Source organism: Arachidicoccus terrestris, from assembly GCF_020042345.1.
Classification (GTDB): domain Bacteria; phylum Bacteroidota; class Bacteroidia; order Chitinophagales; family Chitinophagaceae; genus Arachidicoccus; species Arachidicoccus terrestris.
Genome location: NZ_CP083387.1, coordinates 1,447,911 through 1,471,197 on the forward strand (window position 1 = coordinate 1,447,911; position 23,287 = coordinate 1,471,197).

Consider the following 23,287-nt stretch of genomic DNA (forward strand, 5'->3'; position numbering starts at 1 on the left):
GCTACAAATCCAAACACGCTTATTCAGCGGAAAACTGGTTCTACTTTTCTGTAACAGCTGTTTCTACCGGTTCAATTGTTTCTACCGATTTAGCAGCAGTTTTAGGTGTATCTTTTTCCTTCATGCCTTCTTCCAGCTCCTTGCGAACGCTGTCTTTGGCATCGTTAAATTCCCGGACACCTTTACCTAACCCACGCATGAACTCAGGAATCTTACGGCTGCCGAAAAGCACCAAGATAACTACTGCGATCAATAAAATTTCTGAAAAGCCAATATCTCCCATGATGATGTGATTTTATATATTATGTGAACAACAAAGATAGCTAATTTATTGAACTGGAAAACTCTGGTTCTATTTTTTTAACAGCCACCTTTTCACGCGATCTGCCCCATATGTTTTAAGAAGCTAACATGCGATATAAAGGCCTGATACATACGCTTATACTCGATATAAGTTACATTATATTCTTTGCATGCCTGCTTGACGATTTTATTAATGGCCGGATAGTGTACATGGGAAATCTTAGGAAACAGGTGATGCTCTACCTGAAAGTTAAGCCCTCCTACATACCAGGAAATAATCTTGCTATTGGTTGCAAAATTGGCCGTAGTCTTCAACTGGTGTACCGCCCATTCATCAGCCAGTTTACCGGTAGCTATATCCGGTACGGGAAACTCTGTATCCTCTACCGTGTGTGCCAGCTGAAATACAACGCTCAAGATCAAACCTGCGGTTAATGAGAAGATCAGATAGCCGATAATCCATTTTTCAAATCCCAACCGGATAATGGGAACCACAATAAACAAGGTATAATATACCGCTTTAAAACCCCAGAAAAGAATATGATCCGTGCTCTTCATTTTTTTCAACGGCATTGAACCGATTTTACCGGTGAAATATTTTTTATAATCACTAAGCAGGGTCCAGTAAATATGTAAAATAGAATAAAACATCCAAAAATACAGATGCTGAAACTTGTGCATTTTGTATTTTTTTTGCGTAGATGCCATCCTCAAAAACGGCTTGGCGTCAATATCATCATCCACTCCGTCGATATTGGTAAAGGCATGGTGAATGATATTATGCTTCATATTCCACATAAACTGGCTCGCCCCAACTATTTCTGCAGAATAAGCAGCTATTTTATTCACCGTTGGATACTTACTAAAACTCCCGTGACCACCATCATGCATCACATTGAATCCCACTCCGGAGATCAAAGCACCAATAGCTATACAAAGTAATATATCCAGCCATAGGCTTTCCGGTGTAAAAAACACGGTCTGAATATAGCAGTAGATCAAGGCGGCATATAAAATAACGGCCTTGCTGTATATGCGCATACCCCCTGTCACACTCTGATTGGTGGTAGCAAAATAATCGTTGATACGGTTTTTAAGTTCTACATGAAAAGAATTACCGCTTTTAGGGAATTTAGGAACTGCCATTTTAAAAAAGATCCGTTTAAGGTTGGTGTTAATGTTTAGAGGGTAAAACGATCAAAGCTGCTGATGCCCAGTGCACGGGTTTTAATATACCCCTCCCCAAACTCAGCCCCGATTCTTTTACCAAATAATCTGGCTCTTGCTTCTACCCCCTGGATAAACTGCGGCTTTGAGATATAGGTCTGTACTCCATCTCCGGCCACAACGTTAAATTGCGTGGTATAGCTGAGGATCGCTTCCTGTCTTTGATTGAATGTGTTTGTAATGTCAAATATAAAATCCGGTTCAATATAATCATCCTGAATATAATGATACAGATGTTTGGGCCTCCAGGCAGCCTGCTTTTCTCCGTTTTCTTCTGTTTCTATACGAATCAGGCCCGATAGAAAGGCGGCTTCCTTCACCAGCTGAGAACTACGCCCATGATCGGGGTGCCGGTCATGAGGTGCATTACAAATCAGTACTTCAGGTCGGTATTTACGGATAACCCTTATTACTTTCAGGGTATTTTCTTGCGTAATCTGAAAAAAACCATCTGCCATTGCCAGATTTTCACGGGCGGCGAGCTGCATAATCTTAGACGCAGCTTCTGCTTCCTGTTCTCTGGTCTCGGGCGTTCCCCTGGACCCCAATTCTCCTCGGGTAAGATCTATTACCGCTACTTTTTTCCCTTCCTTCACGGAGGCTATAATCGCCCCGCCACATCCTAATTCGACATCATCTGGATGAACGCCAACGGCTAGTATATCTACTTTCATCAATATTTGTTATTGCGGATACGCTCAAAAACAGTCAAAGTTAACGCATTTTGTCCAAAAGCTGCCTTAAAAATTAATAGCCATAGTAAGAGGCGGCTTGCTGCGCTAAAATCTCTATAGAGCGGTCATCGCGGGCTCCGTCATAAGATTGTTTCAAAGAGGAGCCGAAAATCCGGGCTACCCCCTGATAGACCACTGCCGAGAAATCACCCTTATATTCATCGATGATCTCGTAACAACTGTTACCGGTTTCCCGGTTGATCAATTTCATAAGAACTTTACCTTGATACACAGAGAGGTTACGTAACTTGCTCGAGAATTTTTCTTTGAGTTCCTTTTCGTGACTTTTGATAATCTTTTTCCGTTTATGCTTACTGGTAACCCCGACTAATTCCTGGTTGATCTGATTGATCACAGAACCGGCGGCCTTCGCATAAGGGTAAGTGACATAAACGGCATTTTTAAGCCGTCCCCATGCCTGGTAATATTTACGCCATTTGGCCGTCATCTGTGCGAACAGATAAAGAGGTTCCAGTTCACTGGTAGGTACCGGGATACCGGTTTCAGTAAAAGTTAATTCTACCCGGATAGAATCATAGGGTCCTATTTGTAACGATGAAGATAACTGTTGAGCAGCGACCTCCCTGCCGATAAGTAGGATACTTACCAGGATCACCGGGCTCATTATTTTGCTAACTGCTTTCATCCGCCTATAAAAGTAATAGAAATCTTCAATCTGCAAAAATAAACGCTAAAAAAATCCAGCGTTGCCTGGAATCGTTAAAATCCCTGCAAAGGAAACGTTATAATCTGTTACATTTGCGACATGTCTGTTGAAAAAATTATCGGCGATTGGAAAAAAGGCAGTTTCAAACCCATCTATTGGTTGGAGGGAGACGAGCCCTATTATATTGATCAGATCGTAAACTATGCGGAAAAGCGCCTGTTGACGGAGTCTGAGGCAGGATTCAACCTGACCATTTTTTATGGCCGGGATGCCTCCTGGTCTGATGTAGCCAATACCTGCAAAAGGTTCCCGATGTTTGCCGAAAGGCAAGTCGTGATTCTGAAAGAGGCGCAATACATGAAAGATATTGCCAAGCTGGAATCCTATTGCGAAAAGCCTCAGCCAGAAACCGTGCTGGTCATCAGCTATAAAGATAAAAAGCTGGACACCCGGACCAAATTTGGCAAGGCTATCAAAAAAAATGCGGAGATCGCCTCTTTCAAAAAAATCTACGATAATAAGCTTCCCGAATGGATCGGCAACCGGGTAAAACAGCTGGGTTATCAGACGACACCCAAAGCCGTCATGCTTCTTGCAGAACATATCGGAAATGACCTGTCCCGCATAGAAAATGAGTTGAACAAACTGGCTGTTAACCTTACAGATAACAAAACGATTACGGAGGATGAAATAGAAACTTATATCGGTATCAGCAAAGACTATAATGTCTTTGAGTTGCAAAGAGCAGTTGCCGGCAAAGATCTGCCCCGGGTGATCAGCATGATCCAATATTTTGACAAAAACCCGAAGGCAGCGCCGGTACAAGTAATCTTGCCTACGCTTTACAATTTTTTTTCAAAGACCTCCATGGTCTTCTATGCGGGTAATGGCGAAGCTGCTATAGCCTCTGCATTGGGAGTACATCCTTTTTTTGCCAAAGACTACATGGCGGCAGCCAGACTATATGGACATGCCGGAGTTGATAAAACCTTATTATTACTCCACGCTTATAATCTCAAGAGTATTGGCATTAATAACGGAGGGGCTTCTGAAAGCGATTTACTAAAAGAATTGATGGTAAAACTGATGTCCTAAAAAACATTCACCGTGCTTACACATCGGCTCTCTTCTCAACCTGACAATTATCACAAATGCCACATGGCACAGCAAGCTGCTGACCAAAATAAGCCGCCAGCATTTGGGCCCGGCATTTATCCTTTTGTTGTATATACCGGATTAACATATCGAGCCGCCATTCAAACCATTTTTTTCTTCTCTGGTATCGCTCATGATCAAACAACAGTGATCCGGCCGGAGCCCGGGCCGTTAAAAAATGGACCTGAGGTAGATTACGCGCGGGTAGATACTGTATATATCCGTCCTGATGCAGGTTATAAAGGATATGCCTGATACGTGCCTCATCCAGATATAAATCCCAGGCGATCTGGCGCTCTCTGATCGTAACCGATTCGATAAAAATATGCGCGTAGTGACGCATCAGGAAATCCAGCACCTCGCCGGCCTCAGGAAATCCTTCACTATAGATCTCGATTTGGGACCTGGAAGCAGTTATCTTTAATTTAGACGGCAGATATACCTGTTCCAGATAGGTGATCAGGCCCGATTGCTCCAGAGCCTTTAGAATACTATGCACCTGTAATGGATTCCATTGAAAACGCTCCGCAAAATCCTTTGTCCGGAAACTAAAAAAACGATCCTCTCCCAACCCGACCGGCAACTGCAGGTAGTCAGCGAGGTCTTGATAAAAATGTTGTATCGTCTCAAAAGAGGGATAAAAGAGCCCGGATAATTTCTCCAACATCTGAAGATCCCCTTCTGTATATAACAACAGGGCTGTTGAAGGGTTCCCGTCTCTGCCGGCCCGGCCGGCTTGCTGGTAATAAGACTCCAGATTATCGGTTGGTCCATAATGCACTACCCACCTGACATCGGGCTTATCAACCCCCATACCAAAGGCGCTGGTGCAAACCATAATGGGCAGTTTGTTTCCTAGCCAATCCTCTTGCCTTTGCTCGCGTTGCTCACCGGCTATGCCTGCGTGATAGAAGGTACTGGAATAACCGGCAGCATTCAGCTGAGCTGATAACGCTTCTACTGCTTTTCGGCTGCGCGCATAAATAAGAACACGCTCTTCTTTACAGCGGGATAACAATGTGTATAGCTTCTCCAGTTTATCTGCTTCGTTAACACAAAGTTCGATCCGGTAGCTAAGCCCAGGTCTGCTAAAACCCTGAATCAGGACTTCAGCTTGTTGTAACCGGAGTTTGTCGATAATGTCCTTTTGTACAAGAGGCGTGGCGCTAGCCGTCAGTGCCAGACAAGGAACATTTCTCAGCTCTTCCCGAAGCATCCCGATATTGAGGTAAGCGGGCCTGAAATCATATCCCCATTCCGCAATACAGTGCGCCTCATCTATTACAAGCAATTGCACCTTGAGGCGGCTCATACATTGCAGGAAGCTTACTGTGTCCAGACGCTCGGGCGATACATATAAAAAGCGATATTTATCCCCTTCCAACTCGTCATAGATACGTGCGATATCTGTGGCATTCAGGCCGCTGTGAAGGGCAATTGCAGCAATACCCCTTTGTTGCAGATGTTGCACCTGGTCTTGCATTAACGCGATCAATGGCGAAACAACCAGACAGAGACCAGAGCGCATCATAGCCGGCACCTGAAAGCAAAGGGATTTGCCGCCTCCTGTCGGCATCAGCGCTAATACATCCTTGTTCTCCAAGACGGCTTCAATGACGGATTGCTGAATGCCCCTGAGGCTGTCATAACCCCAATATCTGCTCAAAATATCATGAAGTTGCCGCTGTTCCATTGGCAGTAAAAATATCAACCTTTTTATAAACTTGGCAAATTAAAAAAAAATTAAGATCAGTTAGCAGAGCGTTAATCCATATCCAGTACACTTGCAGTCAATTAAATTCTATGTAAATTGCGTTAAATCTGAACATACATGATACTGCATATCAAAAATATGGTTTGTCCACGCTGCGTCCAGGCTGTCACCGATCTGGTTAACAAGATGGGCCTAAAAGATGTGCAGGTCGATTTGGGCATCTTGACGATATCTGATGGAGATAGCCCTCTAAAAGATAGAAAAAAGCGGGAACAATTAGCTGACCAACTTCGGGTACTGGGCTTTGAACTGATTGACTCCCAGAAAGGGCGCCTGATAGAACAGATCAAAAAAGAAGTAATTACACTGGCCAGAAAATCCGATGGCGAGAAACCCAGCCAAAACCTTTCCCAAATTATAGCCAATGCCTTACATTATGATTATAACCACCTGAGCGCGCTTTTTTCCGCTTCAGAAGGGCAGACAATCGAAAAATACTATATCGCTCAAAAGATAGAATTTGTAAAAGAATTATTGGTCTATGACGAACTTAGTTTAAGTCAGATCGCTTTTAACCTCGGATATAGCAGCACGGCCCACCTCAGCGCGCAATTCAAAAAAGTAACCGGTCTAACCCCTTCCCATTTCAAAAGCGTAAAAGATCAAAAAAGGAAGTTTCTTACAGATATTTAAAATATTGCACAAAAAGTCTATCGCCGTAAGTAGCTGCTCCTGAAAATCTATAACTTTTACAGATAAAGCTGTAATAGCTGGCCTTGAAATTCGTCGGAACTTTGTCTTCATAACACAATAAAACTATGAAGACCGTTCAACCCATAAGCGAAAAATTACAACATAGATCCTTTCCGGTACTGGGGCTTTCATGCGCCTCATGCGCCGCTAGTGTACAATCGATGCTTTCCAGTCAGGCAGGCGTTTCTGCCGTAGCCGTCAATTACGCCAATGCCACAGCAACCGTTGACTATGATCCGGCTGCTATCCGGGAAGAGGACATGCAATCAGTGATACGTAGCATTGGATATGATCTGGTGATTGAAAAGGAACAGGCCGCTGAAGTGGTCGAAAAATCAGAGCAGAACAGGTACAAGAAGTTAAAAATACACACCCTGTGGGCGGCAATACTGAGCATGCCACTTATGGTCATTTCTATGTGGGGCATGGATATCCCTTACGCCGGACTCCTTATGTGGATACTGGCGACGCCTGTCGTATTTGTTTTTGGTGGCCGGTTCTTTACAAGTGCCTACCGACAATTAATTCATGGAAAGGCAGGCATGGACACCTTAGTGGCATTGTCTACCGGCGTCGCTTATCTATACTCCCTGACAGTATTTATCTTTCCTGATTTCTGGGCATCTAAAGGACTGCCCGGTCATCTGTATTTTGAGTCTGCGGCTGTGGTGATTACCTTTATCCTGCTAGGTAAGCTATTGGAAATGCAAGCCAAGAGCCGCACTTCCGCAGACATCAAAAAGCTAATGGGTACACAGCCTACGACCGCTACGGTCATCAGAGACGGCAGAGCCGAACAAGTGTCTGTCAACGCCATTAAAATTGGTGACCACCTACTGGTAAAGCCTGGTGAAGCCATCGCGGTTGACGGCAATGTCCTTTCCGGAATGCCCCTAATCAATGAAAGCATGATTACGGGAGAACCGGTTGCTGTACAAAAAGAAAAAGACGCAATCGTCTATGCGGGTACACTCAACGAGCATACGTCTTTTGAAATGACTGCTACGCAAGTAGGCAGCGACACGGTATTGGCCTCTATCATCGAAATGGTAAAAAATGCGCAGGGTAGTAAAGCGCCTATTCAGAAACTCGTGGATAAGATCGCTGCACGTTTTGTTCTGGGTGTTTTAATCATCGCTGCCATTACCTTTTTATCCTGGTGGTGGCTGGGAGGTGCGGCAGAGATTTCCAGAGGTGTGGTGGCTGTTGTCACAGTGCTTGTTATTGCCTGTCCATGTGCACTGGGACTGGCAACACCTGCAGCCATCATGGTAGGCATTGGTAGAGGCGCCGCGATGGGCATACTTATCAAGGATGCTGCACATCTTCAGACCTTAGCTGGCGTAACAGACATTGTATTAGACAAAACCGGCACGCTTACTACCGGCAAGCCTGTTGTACAGGAAGCCGTCTGGCTGGAATATAATGACCAACTGGCAAATATATTACTGGCCATAGAACGCAGTTCACAGCACCCACTCGCAGATGCCGTCGCCGACTATGCTGCATCATTGCTTCCACATAAGGACACCGTAAACGGCCTGACGCACGCTACTTTTTTGCCTGGCTTAGGCCTGGAAGCGGCCGTTAATGATATCAATTATTATGTAGGAAATGCCCGGCTTTTGGAAGACAAAGGCATCGTCTTAAATGACCAAAGCCTGGATCACTTTCTACAGAGGCACCCCAACGACACCATTATCTACTTTGCAGATGGCGGCCATAAAAAACTGTTGGCCGGACTGGCGTTGGCAGACACCCTGAAACCGGAGGCGAAAACAACACTTGACAGGCTTCGGGATCAAGGGATAACCATACATATGCTCACAGGCGATAATTCAGCAACAGCCAGTCATATAGCTGCGCAAACGGGTATCACTTTTTTTGAAGCAAATCTGCTGCCGGCTGACAAGCTGACCTATATTGAACAACTGCAGCGAGCCGGTAAAGTTGTGGCCATGATCGGCGACGGCATCAATGATAGCGCAGCGCTCGCACAGGCAGATATCAGTATGGCAATGTCAAAAGGAAGTGCGGTAGCGATGGATGTCGCGGGCATGACACTGGTAGGCGACAGGCTGGATAAAATTGCTGACGGCATACAACTTTCCAGATTAACCAACAAAACAATAAAAGAAAACCTTTTCTGGGCCTTCTTTTATAACTTAATAGGGATTCCTGTCGCTGCCGGTATCCTTTATCCGTTCACAGGTTATATGCTAAACCCTATGATCGCGGGTGCAGCTATGGCGATGAGCAGTATTTGCGTGTTAGCCGCCAGTCTGCGGCTCCGGTATAGAAAGCTTCAGTAATTTATTTTTTTCATATTTAAATCTAATCAATGATGGCAACTTATCAATTTAAAACGAATATCCAATGTGAGGGGTGCATTGCTAAAGTCACTCCCTTCCTAAATCAGATCAAAGACCTGGAAAACTGGCAAGTAGATATCAAAAATCCAGAAAAAATCCTGACCATACAGGGGCCTGCAGAAGCAAATATTAACGTATTGGTAACTGAAAAGGTCAAAGAGGCAGGCTATCAGATAGAACCTGTCGTCTGATGCCCCTGACGCCTGTCTATTATAATTTAGCGCGGCTTTGCGGTAATCTTAATGAAACCGCAAAGCCGCTTTTTTTGAAACCTTATTACAAAGATAAATATTCAGACTACTAAACGAGTTTGGTAAATTTGTATAAAGAATATCAACATATGGCCCACGATCATTCAACGCATAGCCATGCACATCACCATCATACACTTACTGCTCAGAAGATCAATACAGCATTTCTGATTGGTATCGGCCTGAATACCGTATTTTTGATTGTTGAGTTCATTGTAGGCTTTATGCAGAACTCCTTATCCCTCATTAGTGATGCGGGTCATAATGCCACTGATGTATTCAGTCTGCTAGTATCCCTGTTTGCCTTTAAAATGATGCAGGCAAAGGCATCTAAACAGTATACATATGGTTATAAAAAGGGAACTATACTGGCGTCCTTACTCAATGCGGTATTGTTACTTGTAACGGTGTTTTTTATCTTTTACGAAGCAATTGGCAGAATCGGCCAACCTGTAGCCGTGCATGGAACTGTTATTTCTATCGTTGCGCTGATCGGTGTATTTATTAACGGGTTCTCTGCCTACCTGTTTTTTAAAGATCAAAAAAAAGATATCAATATCAAAGGTGCTTATCTACATATGGTGAGCGATGCCATTGTTTCCCTGGGTGTTGTTATTGGTGGTCTGTTAATGAATTATACGGGGTGGTACTGGCTGGATACGGGCATCAGTATAATCATAGGCATTGTTATTTTGAAGGCCACATGGGGCCTTTTTACGAAAAGTGTACGTTTGGCACTCGATGGCATGCCCGAAGATATTGATGTGGAAGAAGTCAAGAAAATAATATTAACATATCCTGGAATTGTGGGCGTACATCATATTCATATCTGGCCGCTTAGCAGTAACGAGAATGCCTTAACCGCACATCTGGTATTAGCCGGGACAGATATCACCCGTTACGAGACTATTAAACAGTCGCTTCGCCACGATCTGTTACATGCTAATATCCACCATATTACTTTCGAAATAGAAAGTACCGCCTGCAGCGAAATAACCTGTGCAGATAAGGGTCAGCAAAGCGACGGGTGTTCATAATGACAAAATAACTACCCGAAACAACCGTATTTGATTGGGTAACAGAACATCCGCCATGCGTAAACCAATAGGTATAGCATGACGGATGTTCTGTTATCCAATCTTGGAAAATATTCTCGGTCCTATATACTTTTCTAAATTTTCTTCTTGGGTACCTGATACTGACTTGTAAATGTATAACTTCCTGAGCCTAATTGTATCTTAAGAAATTCACCATCTTTGCCTTCCACTAAAAGGCTATCCATGTCGTTTAACGGCTTGCCATTCACCCTTACGGACGAAGGGTCATTGGTAGGAATGAAAACAGTCGAATGCGTATTCACCGGGATGTGAACAGTCATAGTCAGCCTATTGCCCGACATCTTCCATTCATTACTCAATATGCCAAAATAGGTATTCAGGCTGGCCTTTGCATCGGTAAAGTCGCCGCCAATATGTGGCTGAATTCTGCTATGCTTGTAAGCGACACCATCCTCGTAGGTATCCAGTCCAACCATTTTTCGATACATCCAATCTCCTATTGCACCATACGCATAATGATTAAAGGAGTTCATTCCGGGATTTTCAAAGGTACTGTCAGGCTTTATACCATCCCACCTTTCCCAAATAGTGGTCGCTCCCATCTTTACAGGATATAACCAAGACGGATAGGTCTTCTGGAGCAATAGCTGATAAGCAACATTACTATAGCCAAATCTGGTCAGCACCGAACAGATGTAAGGCGTTCCTAAAAATCCGGTAGTAATATGATTGTCATAACTTCGGATGTTTGCTACCAGTCTTTCCGCTGCCTGACTTCGGAGGCCTTCCGGTAACATATCAAAATTAAGTGCGAGCACATAAGCCGTTTGCGTACTGGACACAAGCCTGCCGGAAGGAGTTACATACTCGCGCATAAAGGCTTTTTTAATATCTTCCAGTAAGTGAGTATACATCGCCACATCATTCGCTTTCCCCAGAAGTTTTGCCGTATTGATCAGTAACTGGGTGGAGTGAGCATAGAAGCATTGAGCTATCAGATACTTATCAGTCACCGCCGCGCGGCCATCATTATCATCTGCCGGGTGATAGAAAAGCCAGTCTCCAAAATGAAAACCGGTATTCCACAGATTTTCTTTACTGACGCTTTTAATATAGTCCACCCAGGCTTTCATACTCGGATATTGCGTTTCCAATATTTGACGATCCCCATACGCCAGGTACATATTCCAGGGTATAATGGTAGCGACATCTGCCCAGCCGGCCGAACCACTGGAATTAGCACCTAAGACGTTAGGAACGACATGATCTACCCGCCCGTCTTTTTGCTGATCGGCAGCTACGTCTTTCATCCACTTATCGAAAAAGCTGTTGACATTGCGGATAAAGGACGCCGTTCTGGAGAAGACCTGTGCATCACCTGTCCAGCCAAGTCTTTCATCGCGTTGCGGACAATCAGTAGGCACATCCAGAAAGTTTCCCCTCAGGCCCCATTCTATATTATGCTGCAGCTGATTGATCAGGCTGTCAGAGCTACTAAAATGGCCCGTCACAGGCATAGCTGAATAAAGTGTTACCGCTGTAAAGTCCTCAGGATTCAATGGCCCATCTATTCCTTCCACACGGATATAGCGGAACCCATGCCAGGTAAAATGCGGTTCAAATGTCTCGGCACCGGTTCCGCTTAAAATATACTGATCTTCGGCTTTTGCTTTGCGCAGATTGGTCGTGTAAAAATTACCGTCTTTATCCAGCACTTCCGCATGAAAAACCTTCACCGTATCTCCCGCCTGGCCATGTAACCTGGCTACGACCCAACCTACCAGGTTCTGCCCGAAGTCCAGTACTTTTTCTCCCTTGGGTGTGGTGATTACTTTAATGGGTTTAAAAGTTTTATGCTTTTCAACGAGCTCATTCTGCGTTGTTATAAGATTCTTATATCCATACTGACCTATCCTAACCGGCGACCAGTCAGCATCATTATACCCTGGCTCCGTCCAGCCTTTCTTTGCCTGTCTAGCATCAATGGTCTCGCCGTTATAAATTTCTGCATAGCGAACTTTGCCTGTTGTTGACGTCCAGGAGTCATCGGAGATAACCGTTGCTTTGCTGCCGTCACTGTATGTTATTTCCAGCTGAAATAAAAGGCCGAGGGTTTTCCCATAAATATTATAATTATTTCCCCAGGCAATCGTTCCCCTGTACCAGCCATTTCCCAGCATCACTCCAATAGCATTACTTCCCTTTTTGACCAGATCCGTCACATCATACTGTTGATACTGCAACCTTTTATTGTAGCTTGTCCAACCCGGTGTAAGAAAGCCCTTCCCCACTCGCCTGCCATTGATAAATGCTTCATACAGTCCATGTGCAGTGATTAAAGCTGTTGCCCGCAGAATCTTTTTATCCAGACTAAAGTCCTTTCGCAGCAACGGGCTGGGTCTTAAAACCGTGTCCTCCTGGTATCCCGGTTCGATCCATTTGGCTTTCCATTCATTGCTTGAAAACAGCCCGGTGGTAAAATAAGCGGGCGCACTCCACTTAGAGCTATGACCCTGGTTGTCCCAGACACGGACCTGCCAATAATACTGCTGGCTGGCTTGCAATTTGTCCCCTCCATATGGTACATGTAAAGAACTGGGTGAACTTATCTTACCTGATCCCCAGACAAGGTTTTTCCCCTTTTGCAGATCTTGTGAAGTACCAGCCACCCGAATTTCGTAAGCCGTCTGTTCTACATTCCCGCCGTCTGAAACAGATGCCCATGTAAATCTGGGTTGTGGCACATCAATCCCCATCGGGTTTGTCTTATTTTCTACCCAGAGTTGACTTATTTGGATCTGCGCCTCAAGACGTAACCCAAAAAATAAGAATATGGCACAAAACCAGAGTGCCTTAGGCGTAAAAACACTAATTGAGCGATCGATAAACTTTGTTTGTTTCATAATGATGTCAGTTTAATTTATGCTGATTTGAAGTTAGGTAAAATATTTTATACGCATCAGAAACGGGCGCCACCACTCCGGCCTGACAGGCATACCGGGTAAAAATGCTATTGCCAGCCCTCATTTTGTTCAATATTATTTAATTGAATTTCATTGAGCGGAATAGGAAACAGCATTTTATAGTCCTGGATATCATATGAAGACGCAGGCAGCCATTTCTGATAAGATTTTTGCTCAGAACCGTTGGCCGTCATCGCCGCTTTTGCTTCTCCTGTTCTCAACAGCTGATACCATCGATGATTTTCAAAAGCATTCTCAACACGCTGTTCATGATAAACGGCTTTGCGGAAATCAGCCTGACTTAACCCTTTTTCCAAAGCCGGTAGCCCTGCTCTTTTGCGTACCAGATTTACATTCTCATAGGCTTGACCATTCGGACCCAACTGCTCGTTAATGGCTTCCGCCTTCCAAAGTAACACCTGAGCATATCGATATACATAAAAATCATTATCCTGTTTACCTGAAACAATGGGTTTAGAAGCATATTTATTAATAAAAGGAACAGAATCATGCTGTGCTTCTGCATAACCTTTATCTATATTCAACTTATCCACGAACCAGGCAATAGAGGCCGCCTTGCGTAAGTCACCTGCCTCATAGGCGCTGATCATGTTCCGGGTCGGGATATTGCGGCCGGCACCGCTGTTGGGGTCAAAAGAACCGATTGTCTTAAACCCGGAATATAAAGGGGCAAAAGTATAAAGATAGTTGCTGGCTTCGCCCTCAATGGCATTGCTATACTGGATCTCAAAAATGGATTCTACATTATTCTTACCGCTGGGTTGATACAAACCTGCATAAGAGGGCAACAGAGCATAACCCGATACCTTATCAAATGCGTCAATCGATAGCTGATATTGTTTTCTGGTCAGATATACCTCCCCAAGTAACGAATAGGCTGCCCCCCGGGTGGCTCTTCCCAAATCTGAGGATGGCCAGGATTGCGGAAGATCTTTAGCGGCCTCAGTAGCGTCCGCTATGATCTGCCGATAGACCGAATCCACAGAGACCTTGGTATTGTATGCCTTAGCGGGATCATCCAACTGCCTGAGGACCAGCGGAACACTTCCCCAAAGTCTTACCAAATGAAAGTAGAACAAACTTCTTAAGAAAACTGCCTGCCCATAAATTTCCGCCTTCTGGTCATCACTGGCATAGGTCACATCATCGATATGTGCAATGACACCATTACACTGAGCGATTGAATTGTAGATAGATGTCCAGATAGTTTCAAGATAATTATTGTCTGTTGTTACCTGAAAATAGTCTAGATTTTCAAGTTGCAGGGAGCCACGATCTTCATTATTATATTCAAAGGTGGTGTTATCGGAGCGCATCTCTGTCATTGCCCAGAGATTCCCGTCTGCATTATATAGGTTCTGCAGGCCAGCGTATCCACCGTTCAGAACTTCTTTCAGCTGTGTTACATTCTTAAAAAAAGTTGTAGAGGAAGCAAAGTCCTGTGGTTGCTGATCCAAAAATTTATTGCATCCGCAGGCAGTAATCGCTATATAAAATAAACCGATCAGATATTTATATTTCATAGTATTTCTTTTAATCAATGATAATTATGTCATTCTATACCGTCTACATCCTTCCGCATCAATAGCTGAGCTTAACACCCAATACGAATGTCCTGGGAACAGGATAATTCGTATAATCGACTCCCGGTGTCAAGGCAGTTCCATAGCCGTTTGCACCTGTGTAGTTTGAAACAGCTGGATTGCCGGGATAATTGGTAATAATGAATGCATTTTGAATACTGCCGTAAACCTGTACACTATTGAACAGCCCTTTGGCAAATCTTTCGGGTAAGTTATAGGACAATGATATGTTGCGGCACCAGAGATAAGAAGCCTTATAAATGGCCCATGAGTTAATATCCCTAAACATTACTCTTCCCAGGCTGGCACCTGCAGTGGTGGGCACTTTTCCGCTTCCGGGGTTATCTTCTGACCGCCAGCGATCAATCACATCTGTCGGAACATTAAAAATACCATCAATATTGTGCAATGAGGCGTAGTTTCCCTTATAACGGTCCGCTCCATAGGATCCCGAGAATACAAAGTTCAGGCTGAGCCTTTTGTAGGTCATATTATTGGAGAAACCATAATTAAATTTCGGATAAGGATTACCAATGATCGTAAAATCAGCAACTGGTGTTATCTCACCATCTCCATTCGCATCCAGCATCTTCAGATTTCCGGGAATCGCATCAGGAAAAGCAGGATTACCTGCTACGTCTTCGGCATTTCGATAAAGGCCTAACACTTTATAACCAAATAACATTCCGACCGGCAGGCCAATCCTGGTAATATTGGTCGGATGCCCTTCCATATTGCTGGCACTTTGTATCTCTGATTCATTCGGTCCCAGTTCAAGTGTTTTATTTCGGTTTAAAGTAAAATTAAAATTGGAAGTCCAGTTAAAATCCTTGGTAGCCATATTCACCGTATTCAAAGACAGTTCAAAACCTTTGTTCTGCACTTTTCCCACATTTGCAATGGTTGACGTAAAACCGGAAGAGTTCGGAATATTCAGATTTAAAAGCAGACTTTTTGTTCTGGACTGGTAAAAATCCGCAGTAAAGGTTATTTTATTGTTCAGTAGACCAATGTCCAACCCCAGGTTAACCTCAGCGGTCCTTTCCCAGGCCAGATCCTGATTGCTGATAGAACTAATCACGCGACCACTGGCCAGAGAGCCGCCAAAGACATAATTGCTGGAATTAAGCTGACTTAAATAAGTAAAATTACCAATCTGATCATTGCCTGTAATCCCATATGAGGCACGTATTTTAAATTGGTTTAATGCCGAGCTCCTGCTTCGCATCCAAGGCTCTCTGGCGATATCCCAGCCTAGCGCAAAGGACGGAAAAGTACCCCATCTGTTATTCTGTCCAAACCTTGAGGAACCATCTCTTCTGACGGTGGCTGTCAGCAGGTATTTATCCTGATAAGCATAATTGACCCTGCCAAGATAAGATGCAAGTGCCCAACTGCCGGCATAGGTACCTCCGGTGATCAAAGCAGCAGCGTTAAGTGTCTTAATCGCATCATCAGGGTATTCAGAGCCATTAAATGCCGCCGAGTTATCGCTTTGCTTCTGTTCGGAGAACACCCCCAGAACCGTAAGCGCATGCCCGCCTTCGAAGGTTTTCTTAAACGTGAGGCTATTTTCATTGGCCCAGTTAAGATAATGGCGTTCGCCATAAGAGCCTGATGGTATATGTGGAGGCGGGTTATTTGTGCTTCCCAGGATAGATGGGGTAAAGTTTTTCTGGTTTTGATAGTCAAGATCCACATTAAAGGTTGACTTAAAGGTCAGTGCAGGCAGGATCTCGTAATTAATATAGGTACTTGTTAAGAGATGCGTCTCCGTTTGTCGATGCACAGACTCTTTCAGTACCATAACAGGATTAGGTTGATTCCAGGTCCCGGCAGTCCCGATCATTGCATTATATGTTCCGTCTTCATTATAAATGGCAGGAATTGGATTCGCTACTTCCCATGCACCAAAAGCGTCACCTCTTTCATTCCCTCCTGTAACGCCATTATGCCCATAGGAATAAGTCGGAGATAAGTTTAATCCGACAGTGATTTTCTTACCGATCAGGCCCGTCATATTAAAACGCAGAAAAAACTTGCTGTAATCGGTAGCCAACACCACGCCTTGCTGATTCAAATATCCGCCCGATGCATATATCTTGAAATTTTTCGAGCCTCCACTCAGACTAAAGTTGATGTTGGTCATTGGCGCTACCCTGGTTATCGCGTCAAACCAATCAGTTCCTTTGCCTAGTGCTTCCGGATGCTGATAGATTTCGGGAATAGGCGTTTTCGTCCCATTCAGGACATCATTATCTTCTATAATCTCCTTTTGAAACAGTGCGAACTGGGAGGCATTCATCATACTCGGCACTTCTTTTCCCGGTATTTTCTGCCATCCGGTATAGGCATCCATATTAAACCTGAGCTTACCTGAAACACCTTGTTTGGTGGTAATAATTACGACACCATTCGCTCCCCTCGATCCATAGATAGCAGTTCCGGAAGCATCCTTCAGGACAGATATAGAAGCAATATCTCCGGGCGGGATATCGTTAAGTGGATTGGAAATCTGTACTCCGCCGGAGCTACCGGAGGGCAGAGGAAACCCGTCGACCACATATAGAGGCGTGCTGCCCGCTCCAATGGCACCGACACCCCTGATTTGTACTTCTGGCCCTCCTCCAGGAATTCCATTTGTAAAATTAACCTGAACCCCAGGAATCTGGCCGGCCAATGCCTCATTGGCCCCCACAATGGGCTGTTTGGTCACAGTCTCCATATCAACAACCCCAACCGACCCGGTAACATCTTGCTTGCGCTGTGAGCCGTACCCAACAACTACTACCTGATCCAATGCACCTTTGCCAGTAGCCGGTTGCAAGAAAATCTTTATGGGCGATGCAACAACCTCTGCTGCCGCCTGATCATAGCCAACACTGCTAATCAGTAATTGCGCACCAGGCATCGCTTTAATGGAAAACTGACCATTGCTGGCTGTAACGGTTCCTTGAGGAGAGCCTTTTATCCGTATTGTTGCGCCGGGCAGCGGGGTGCTATCTATGGCGGACAATACCGTTCCATGAGCGGTAATTTCTTGCTGTGAATAGCCCTGTAATACAGGAAGCAATAGCGTTACAGCGACGATACCGTTGCGTAGGTGTGGAAACCAACGTTTTTGCCTTTTCATCATGAGATATTATTTTGGAAGGTTAAATATTAAAAAATAAGGGTTCCCCCAGGTCTATCCGTTGCAATAGCCAGCTGAAGGCATGAAATGTCATCCTCCTAATAATCATTTTACAGAATGTATTTGCGCTTAGGGCTTGTCGTCAATATAAAATGACAAATGATCCAAGTTGTTAATCATTCATTTTTTATATTTAGGTTAATCAATAAAATATTCTGCTATTTAGGCGCTTCCTGACAATCTGCTCCACACAACCTAAATAACATTTGTATGCAATTTATCGCATTCCAATAAGTTAACTATCCCCTACTGTATTCAAACACCTACCCGGCTCCGGATTTCCATAACACTTCATTTTAATTGCGGCCCGGCTTCATCCGTCTATAAAAAACTACCCGACCAGACATCGAACACAGCGACCATCTTTCAATACATATAACTATTGTCGGCTGCATAAGCCGATCAGGCCATTGCGGCTCCCATTTTGTTCATAGCGTTTACGTATCTTTAAACTATTATAGAAAACATATGGACATGACGCTATCCGAGAACATCTATTCGTTCATTGAATTTGATGATTATGCAATAACTCCTAAGTATCTGCAATTATGTAATTCCATCATAAAGGCGGTTGAAGACGGTAAGATTACCAAAGAATATCTATTGCCCTCAATTAATAATTTTAGTTATGAGCTGGAGATAGGGCGCAATACGGTCGAAAAAGCCTACAAACACCTTAAAAAACGCGGATTCATAAAGTCGGTTCCAGGCAAAGGTTATTTTATCAGTGACTTACAAATGGAGAAGTCCATCCGGGTGTGTCTGATCTTCAATAAACTAAGTGTCCACAAAAAAATCATCTATGATGCCTTTACCAAAGCACTTGGTGTAAATGCCATGGTCGACTTCTATATATACAACAACGACTTCTCGTTATTCAAACGTCTGTTGTCCCGCAGAAAAGACAATTACTCTCACTTTGTTATTATTCCGCATTTTCTGGAAGGTGGCGAACACGCAAATGAGATCATCAATACAATTCCTAAAGAGAAATTAATTTTAATGAGCCACCTCGTTGAGGGCGTTGACGGTAGTTACGGCGCGGTCATCGAAGAGTTTGAAAAAGAAATCTATCATGCCCTCACCGATGCATTGCCCCGTCTTGAAAAATACAAATCTATCCATATCATCTTTCCTGAAAACACATATCATCCTGAAGCAATATTAGATGGCTTCGTCCGATTTTGTCGGGACAATCATTTTAACCATCATATCATCAGAAATATCGACATAGCCCCCATACAGCGCAGCACGGTTTATATCAGCCTTATGGAAGATGACTTGGTGGTGCTGGTCAAAAAAGTGCTTGAATCGGGCTATACGGTTGGTGCTGAGATCGGCATCATATCTTACAATGAAACCCCTATCAAGCAAATTATTCTTAATGGTATCACCACGATTTCCGCGGACTTTAAATTTATGGGAGAGGCGGCGGCCAAATATGTCAAAGAGGGTATCAGGGAGCATCTTGCTGTGCCTTTTTATCTGACTTTAAGGAACTCACTTTAGCGTGATCCTGGGTAAAAAATCCGGAAATCAAAAGGCGCCAAAAGGGCATAGACCTTGATGTCGGGGTTATAAAAAGGCACGGTCTGTATGCTAAATCGCCTGGTTGATGGAATTTATCAAAAATTACTTAACTTTAGGATAGTAACCGTTTTGACATAAACAGCGATCTGCCCGGCATGGTCATCATTTCGTTTTCAGACCGGGGCTGTCGTTCACAACTTTAACCTTTAAATGATTTGCAGATGAAAACGGACAGACTTTCTCCGGCAATGAACCAGGCGTTAAATCAACAATTGACCATTGAAGCAGAAGCGGCACAGACCTATCTTTCCTATGCCGCCTGGGCGGATGATCAGGGTTACGCCGGTATCAGCAATTTCTTATTCAGGCATGCACATGAGGAAAGAAATCATATGATGAAATTTCTTCGCTATATTTTGGACAGAGGTTCAAAAGTAACTATTCAGGCGGTGTCCGCCCCAGGGGCAGATCCCACAAGTATACAAGATTGCTTTAATAAAGTTTTTCAGCAGGAAGTAAGCAATTCTGAATCGATCCATAGAATCGTTAAGCAGAGCTTCGAAGAGCAGGACTGGGCTACCTGGAACTTTTTACAATGGTTTGTAAAAGAACAGGTAGAAGAAGAGACCCTTGCACTTAATCTGCTGGATAAGATAAAAATTGCCGGTGGCGAAGGGGCCGCAGATGAAGCACTACTGGAACTCAATGCCGAATTAGGCAAAATGCCGGATGAGGCGCATAATGCCAGCAGTGCTACGGAACAACATCCGTCATAGTCCCGGACGTACTGCGGCTAGATCATGTGTAAGGTCAGTTTCAGTGTTTAAAATATCCTGATACTTACCAATGGATATACTATTTCTTATTAATAACTGAAGTGTAGATGGCTAAACCGGATGACGACTTTACCTTTCTGGAATCTCTGGATGCAGAATATGATAACGAACCTGACCATCCGGGTTGGCGTCAGCGTGTCTATAATATCATCTTTAAATCCGATACACGGAAAGGCAAGGTATTTGACATCATTTTGGTGCTTTTTATTCTTACCAATATCGGCGTGTTGCTCCTGGAGTCCATCGAAACCTTCAGTGTCAGGTACGGCTCTTTATTTAAAATATTAGATAAAATATATCTGGTATTTTTTACCCTGGAAGTCTTACTCAGGATAATTTGCGTTAAATGGCCCGGGCGCTATATTTTTAGTTTTTATGGCTTAATAGACTTACTCTCGATCATCCCGTCTTATCTCGAATATTTCTTCCCTTCGACACATGTGCTGATGATGATCCGTGCCTTTAGACTACTCAGGGTATTCAGGATCTTTAAATTGGTTAAGTTTTTAAATGAGAGTAAGCGTTTACTCTTTGCTATGATCCGCTCTTTGAGAAAGATAGTCATCTTCCTGTTTTTTGTATTACTGCTGACCATCTTCTTAGGTGCAATCATGTACGTACTGGAGTCCGCCAAAAACCCACAGTTTTCAAGCATTCCACAAAGTATTTACTGGGCTATTGTAACAATTACTACGGTAGGGTATGGAGATGTCGCCCCGATTACACCGGCGGGCAAAATTGTATCTTCCCTTATTATGATCCTCGGCTATGCAATTATCGCCGTACCTACAGGAATTCTTTCCACCTCCATGATGCGGGAACAATGGAAGCGTTTACCGCAGTACGCGTTACTTCCCTGCCCCAAATGCGGCGAAAAAGGCCACGAAACGGATGCTGCTTTCTGTAAAAACTGTGGTGCCGCATTATACCCGGATACGGATAAAGGCCATAGCTCCGATCAGACGGGGACGGCTGTGAACGATGCCTCAACATTGTAACAAGAGCGTTTGAGCGATATACAGATACGACCGACGCGGCTTATTTACTGTTATCACGTATGGTTGCTCTCTTTCTTCCTTGTATCGATTGATCGATCGCCTTATTGATCACATCTTGTATCCTGCTTCTGGTTTTCAGTCTATAGATTTCGGTGCTGCGTACAGGATTTACGCGATTGGACAAAAAGATATACACTAAGTCGCGGTCTTCATCCACCCAGATGCAGGTACCTGTATAACCGGTATGTCCAAATGTATTGAGCGACGCGAGTCTGGAGGGGTATTCTTTAGATCTGTCCGGATCTGCCCTGTCAAAACCATATCCTCTTCTGCTTACTTTGGATTCATTCTTCGTAAAAGTAGTAACCGTCTGTGGCTGAAAATATCTTTGCCCACCATAATATCCCTTGTTTAATAACATCTGGTAATAAGCTGCCAGGTCAGTAGCACACGAGAACAATCCGGCGTGACCGGCAACACCTCCTTTAAGGGCCGCTCCTTCATCGTGTACATATCCAACCAGTAAAGTTTTACGGAAGGTCTTATCATCTTCTGTAGGGACGATTCTTCTGTCATCAAACTTATAATATGGCAAGTACCCGGTACTATGCATGCCCAGAGGTTTGTAAAAATTACGATCTGCATATACATCCAGTGTCGTGTCTGTAATCGATTCTACCACGGCCTGCATCACATACATGCTGATATCACTGTATACATACTTTCCTCTGGTAACAATGGGCGAATAAAGCATAGTAGGCCACATCAAATCCTTAAAAAAGTTTTTGCGGATAAAATAATGGTCAGCCACCTTAGTAGGAAACGCCCCGCTGGAATCACGGCGATAATCCCGGTCTGTAATCATCTTGGGGAAATTAATAAAGGGCACAAATCCGGCCTGATGCAACATTACTTCCCAGAGATGAATATTATTCATACCCGTCTTTCTGGCCCGGGCGATATAATGACCAATGGTAGAATCGAGCTTGAGTTTTCCTTTTTCAACCAGCTTCATTACCGAAGGAGTCGTTGCAGTTATCTTTGTCACTGAAGCCATATCAAAAATATCATTCAGCTGTTCGGGCACCTGTTTACTATAGGTATGATAGCCATATGCCTTGTGGAAAAACACTTTTCCATTTCTGGCAGCAAGCACTACCATTCCCGGAGTAGCTCTTTTTGAAATAGCCTCCCCCGCTATTTTATCGATCTCTTTTAAAGCAGTACCGGAGATCCCCAGCTCTTCAGGGAATGTGTATTTTAAGCGAATGGCACTGGTGAGACTGCCTTTACCAGCCGTCATATCTGGACCTAAGGTCTTTTTCAGCTTACCATGCACACCAATACCGCCAAAAACCATTTGCGCAGCCACGCCGGCTGATATGGATTCATTAGAAGGGATATAGAGCACCGGGCATTTAAGAGGATTCAGGCGCATTTTTAACGGATGACGGATCTGCCCCATGATCACCAAAATTGTCTGTTTGCGCTTAGCGACATCCTGAATATACCGCTGATTCCTGTAGTCACTCAACCCAGCTGAGGTTGTGGTTATAATGATCGTATTATAGGGTTGTAAATCATCTTCAAGATTAAACAGGTCAGAAGAATCCGCATAGACCTGGGCCGTTAAACTGGCAACAGGCGCATATAAACGGGCAATACTGTCAAAAAGTGTACTTTGATTACCTGCCAGATGAACGGTTGCTATGGATCGCTGTGATAAATCTTTTACGGGAAACAGGTCTGGGTAATGCCCTAACAATACGGCGGCATTTTCTACAGAACGCATAGCCGAATAGGCGCTCTTTGCACGGCGAGTCGTTTGTGCGTGGACATCCAGGATATACAATAGACCTATCAGCAGGCTGACGGCTGCGCATAATCGTTGTTTCATAAAAAAAGATGTTTGCTTAAAGATATACAATT

Annotated in this window: 17 protein-coding genes; 8 read left to right on the forward strand and 9 right to left on the reverse strand. The window is 44.0% G+C overall.

All coding sequences use genetic code 11. The annotated features are described in order from the left end of the window. Positions 1 to 40: 40 nt before the first annotated feature. The 4 genes from K9M52_RS05800 to K9M52_RS05815 all read right to left on the reverse strand — a co-directional run bounded on the left by K9M52_RS05800 (position 41) and on the right by K9M52_RS05815 (position 2,910). On the reverse strand, positions 41 to 283 hold the full coding sequence (locus K9M52_RS05800) for a Sec-independent protein translocase subunit TatA/TatB (RefSeq protein ID WP_224071113.1): 243 nt from the start codon (positions 281 to 283) through the stop codon (positions 41 to 43). Positions 284 to 375: 92 nt separating this feature from the next. After that, complete coding sequence (locus tag K9M52_RS05805) at positions 376 to 1,449, reverse strand: fatty acid desaturase family protein (RefSeq protein ID WP_224071114.1); 1,074 nt, start codon at positions 1,447 to 1,449, stop codon at positions 376 to 378. Between the two features lie 35 nt (positions 1,450 to 1,484). Then, positions 1,485 to 2,204, reverse strand: coding sequence for a bacillithiol biosynthesis deacetylase BshB1 (bshB1, locus tag K9M52_RS05810; protein ID WP_224071115.1), 720 nt, complete (start codon positions 2,202 to 2,204; stop codon positions 1,485 to 1,487). A 73-nt stretch (positions 2,205 to 2,277) separates the two neighbouring features. Further along, positions 2,278 to 2,910, reverse strand: coding sequence for a DUF4294 domain-containing protein (locus tag K9M52_RS05815; protein WP_224071116.1), 633 nt, complete (start codon positions 2,908 to 2,910; stop codon positions 2,278 to 2,280). A 120-nt stretch (positions 2,911 to 3,030) separates the two neighbouring features. Here K9M52_RS05815 and holA point away from each other — a divergent pair, with 120 nt between their 5' ends. Beyond that, positions 3,031 to 4,026, forward strand: a complete 996-nt coding sequence (gene holA, locus K9M52_RS05820) for a DNA polymerase III subunit delta (protein ID WP_224071117.1) — start codon at positions 3,031 to 3,033, stop codon at positions 4,024 to 4,026. 16 nt (positions 4,027 to 4,042) lie between these two features. Here the strand turns inward: holA and K9M52_RS05825 are convergent, their stop codons facing one another. Continuing rightward, entirely contained in the window at positions 4,043 to 5,779 is a 1,737-nt protein-coding gene (locus K9M52_RS05825; protein WP_224071118.1) for a RecQ family ATP-dependent DNA helicase, read from the reverse strand. Positions 5,780 to 5,917: 138 nt separating this feature from the next. Between K9M52_RS05825 and K9M52_RS05830 the strand changes: the two genes are divergently transcribed. The 4 genes from K9M52_RS05830 to K9M52_RS05845 all read left to right on the forward strand — a co-directional run bounded on the left by K9M52_RS05830 (position 5,918) and on the right by K9M52_RS05845 (position 10,213). Then, positions 5,918 to 6,493 (forward strand): AraC family transcriptional regulator, encoded by a 576-nt coding sequence (locus K9M52_RS05830; protein WP_224071119.1) that lies wholly within the window; start codon positions 5,918 to 5,920, stop codon positions 6,491 to 6,493. A 125-nt stretch (positions 6,494 to 6,618) separates the two neighbouring features. Continuing rightward, positions 6,619 to 8,865 (forward strand): heavy metal translocating P-type ATPase, encoded by a 2,247-nt coding sequence (locus K9M52_RS05835; RefSeq protein ID WP_224071120.1) that lies wholly within the window; start codon positions 6,619 to 6,621, stop codon positions 8,863 to 8,865. Positions 8,866 to 8,894: 29 nt separating this feature from the next. Continuing rightward, entirely contained in the window at positions 8,895 to 9,116 is a 222-nt protein-coding gene (locus tag K9M52_RS05840) for a heavy-metal-associated domain-containing protein (protein WP_224071121.1), read from the forward strand. A gap of 149 nt (positions 9,117 to 9,265) precedes the next feature. Next, positions 9,266 to 10,213 (forward strand): cation diffusion facilitator family transporter, encoded by a 948-nt coding sequence (locus tag K9M52_RS05845; RefSeq protein ID WP_224071122.1) that lies wholly within the window; start codon positions 9,266 to 9,268, stop codon positions 10,211 to 10,213. A gap of 134 nt (positions 10,214 to 10,347) precedes the next feature. Here K9M52_RS05845 and K9M52_RS05850 read toward each other — a convergent pair whose 3' ends face one another. From K9M52_RS05850 to K9M52_RS05860, 3 genes are all read right to left on the reverse strand, one after another. Next, entirely contained in the window at positions 10,348 to 13,137 is a 2,790-nt protein-coding gene (locus tag K9M52_RS05850; RefSeq protein ID WP_224071123.1) for an alpha-L-rhamnosidase, read from the reverse strand. A gap of 107 nt (positions 13,138 to 13,244) precedes the next feature. Next, positions 13,245 to 14,741, reverse strand: a complete 1,497-nt coding sequence (locus K9M52_RS05855; RefSeq protein WP_224071124.1) for a RagB/SusD family nutrient uptake outer membrane protein — start codon at positions 14,739 to 14,741, stop codon at positions 13,245 to 13,247. Between the two features lie 58 nt (positions 14,742 to 14,799). After that, positions 14,800 to 17,937, reverse strand: a complete 3,138-nt coding sequence (locus tag K9M52_RS05860) for a SusC/RagA family TonB-linked outer membrane protein (RefSeq protein WP_224071125.1) — start codon at positions 17,935 to 17,937, stop codon at positions 14,800 to 14,802. 525 nt (positions 17,938 to 18,462) lie between these two features. On the opposite strand from K9M52_RS05860, the gene K9M52_RS05865 reads away from it, so the two are divergent. The 3 genes from K9M52_RS05865 to K9M52_RS05875 all read left to right on the forward strand — a co-directional run bounded on the left by K9M52_RS05865 (position 18,463) and on the right by K9M52_RS05875 (position 21,358). Further along, the gene (locus K9M52_RS05865) at positions 18,463 to 19,503 is read left to right on the forward strand and encodes a GntR family transcriptional regulator (RefSeq protein ID WP_224071126.1); all 1,041 of its coding nucleotides are present in this window, start codon (positions 18,463 to 18,465) and stop codon (positions 19,501 to 19,503) included. A 242-nt stretch (positions 19,504 to 19,745) separates the two neighbouring features. Next, on the forward strand, positions 19,746 to 20,300 hold the full coding sequence (locus K9M52_RS05870) for a ferritin (RefSeq protein ID WP_224071127.1): 555 nt from the start codon (positions 19,746 to 19,748) through the stop codon (positions 20,298 to 20,300). Between the two features lie 107 nt (positions 20,301 to 20,407). Next, the gene (locus tag K9M52_RS05875) at positions 20,408 to 21,358 is read left to right on the forward strand and encodes an ion transporter (protein WP_224071128.1); all 951 of its coding nucleotides are present in this window, start codon (positions 20,408 to 20,410) and stop codon (positions 21,356 to 21,358) included. Positions 21,359 to 21,398: 40 nt separating this feature from the next. On the opposite strand, the gene K9M52_RS05880 is transcribed toward K9M52_RS05875, so the two are convergent. Beyond that, the gene (locus K9M52_RS05880; protein ID WP_224071129.1) at positions 21,399 to 23,255 is read right to left on the reverse strand and encodes a serine hydrolase domain-containing protein; all 1,857 of its coding nucleotides are present in this window, start codon (positions 23,253 to 23,255) and stop codon (positions 21,399 to 21,401) included. Positions 23,256 to 23,287: the final 32 nt, after the last annotated feature.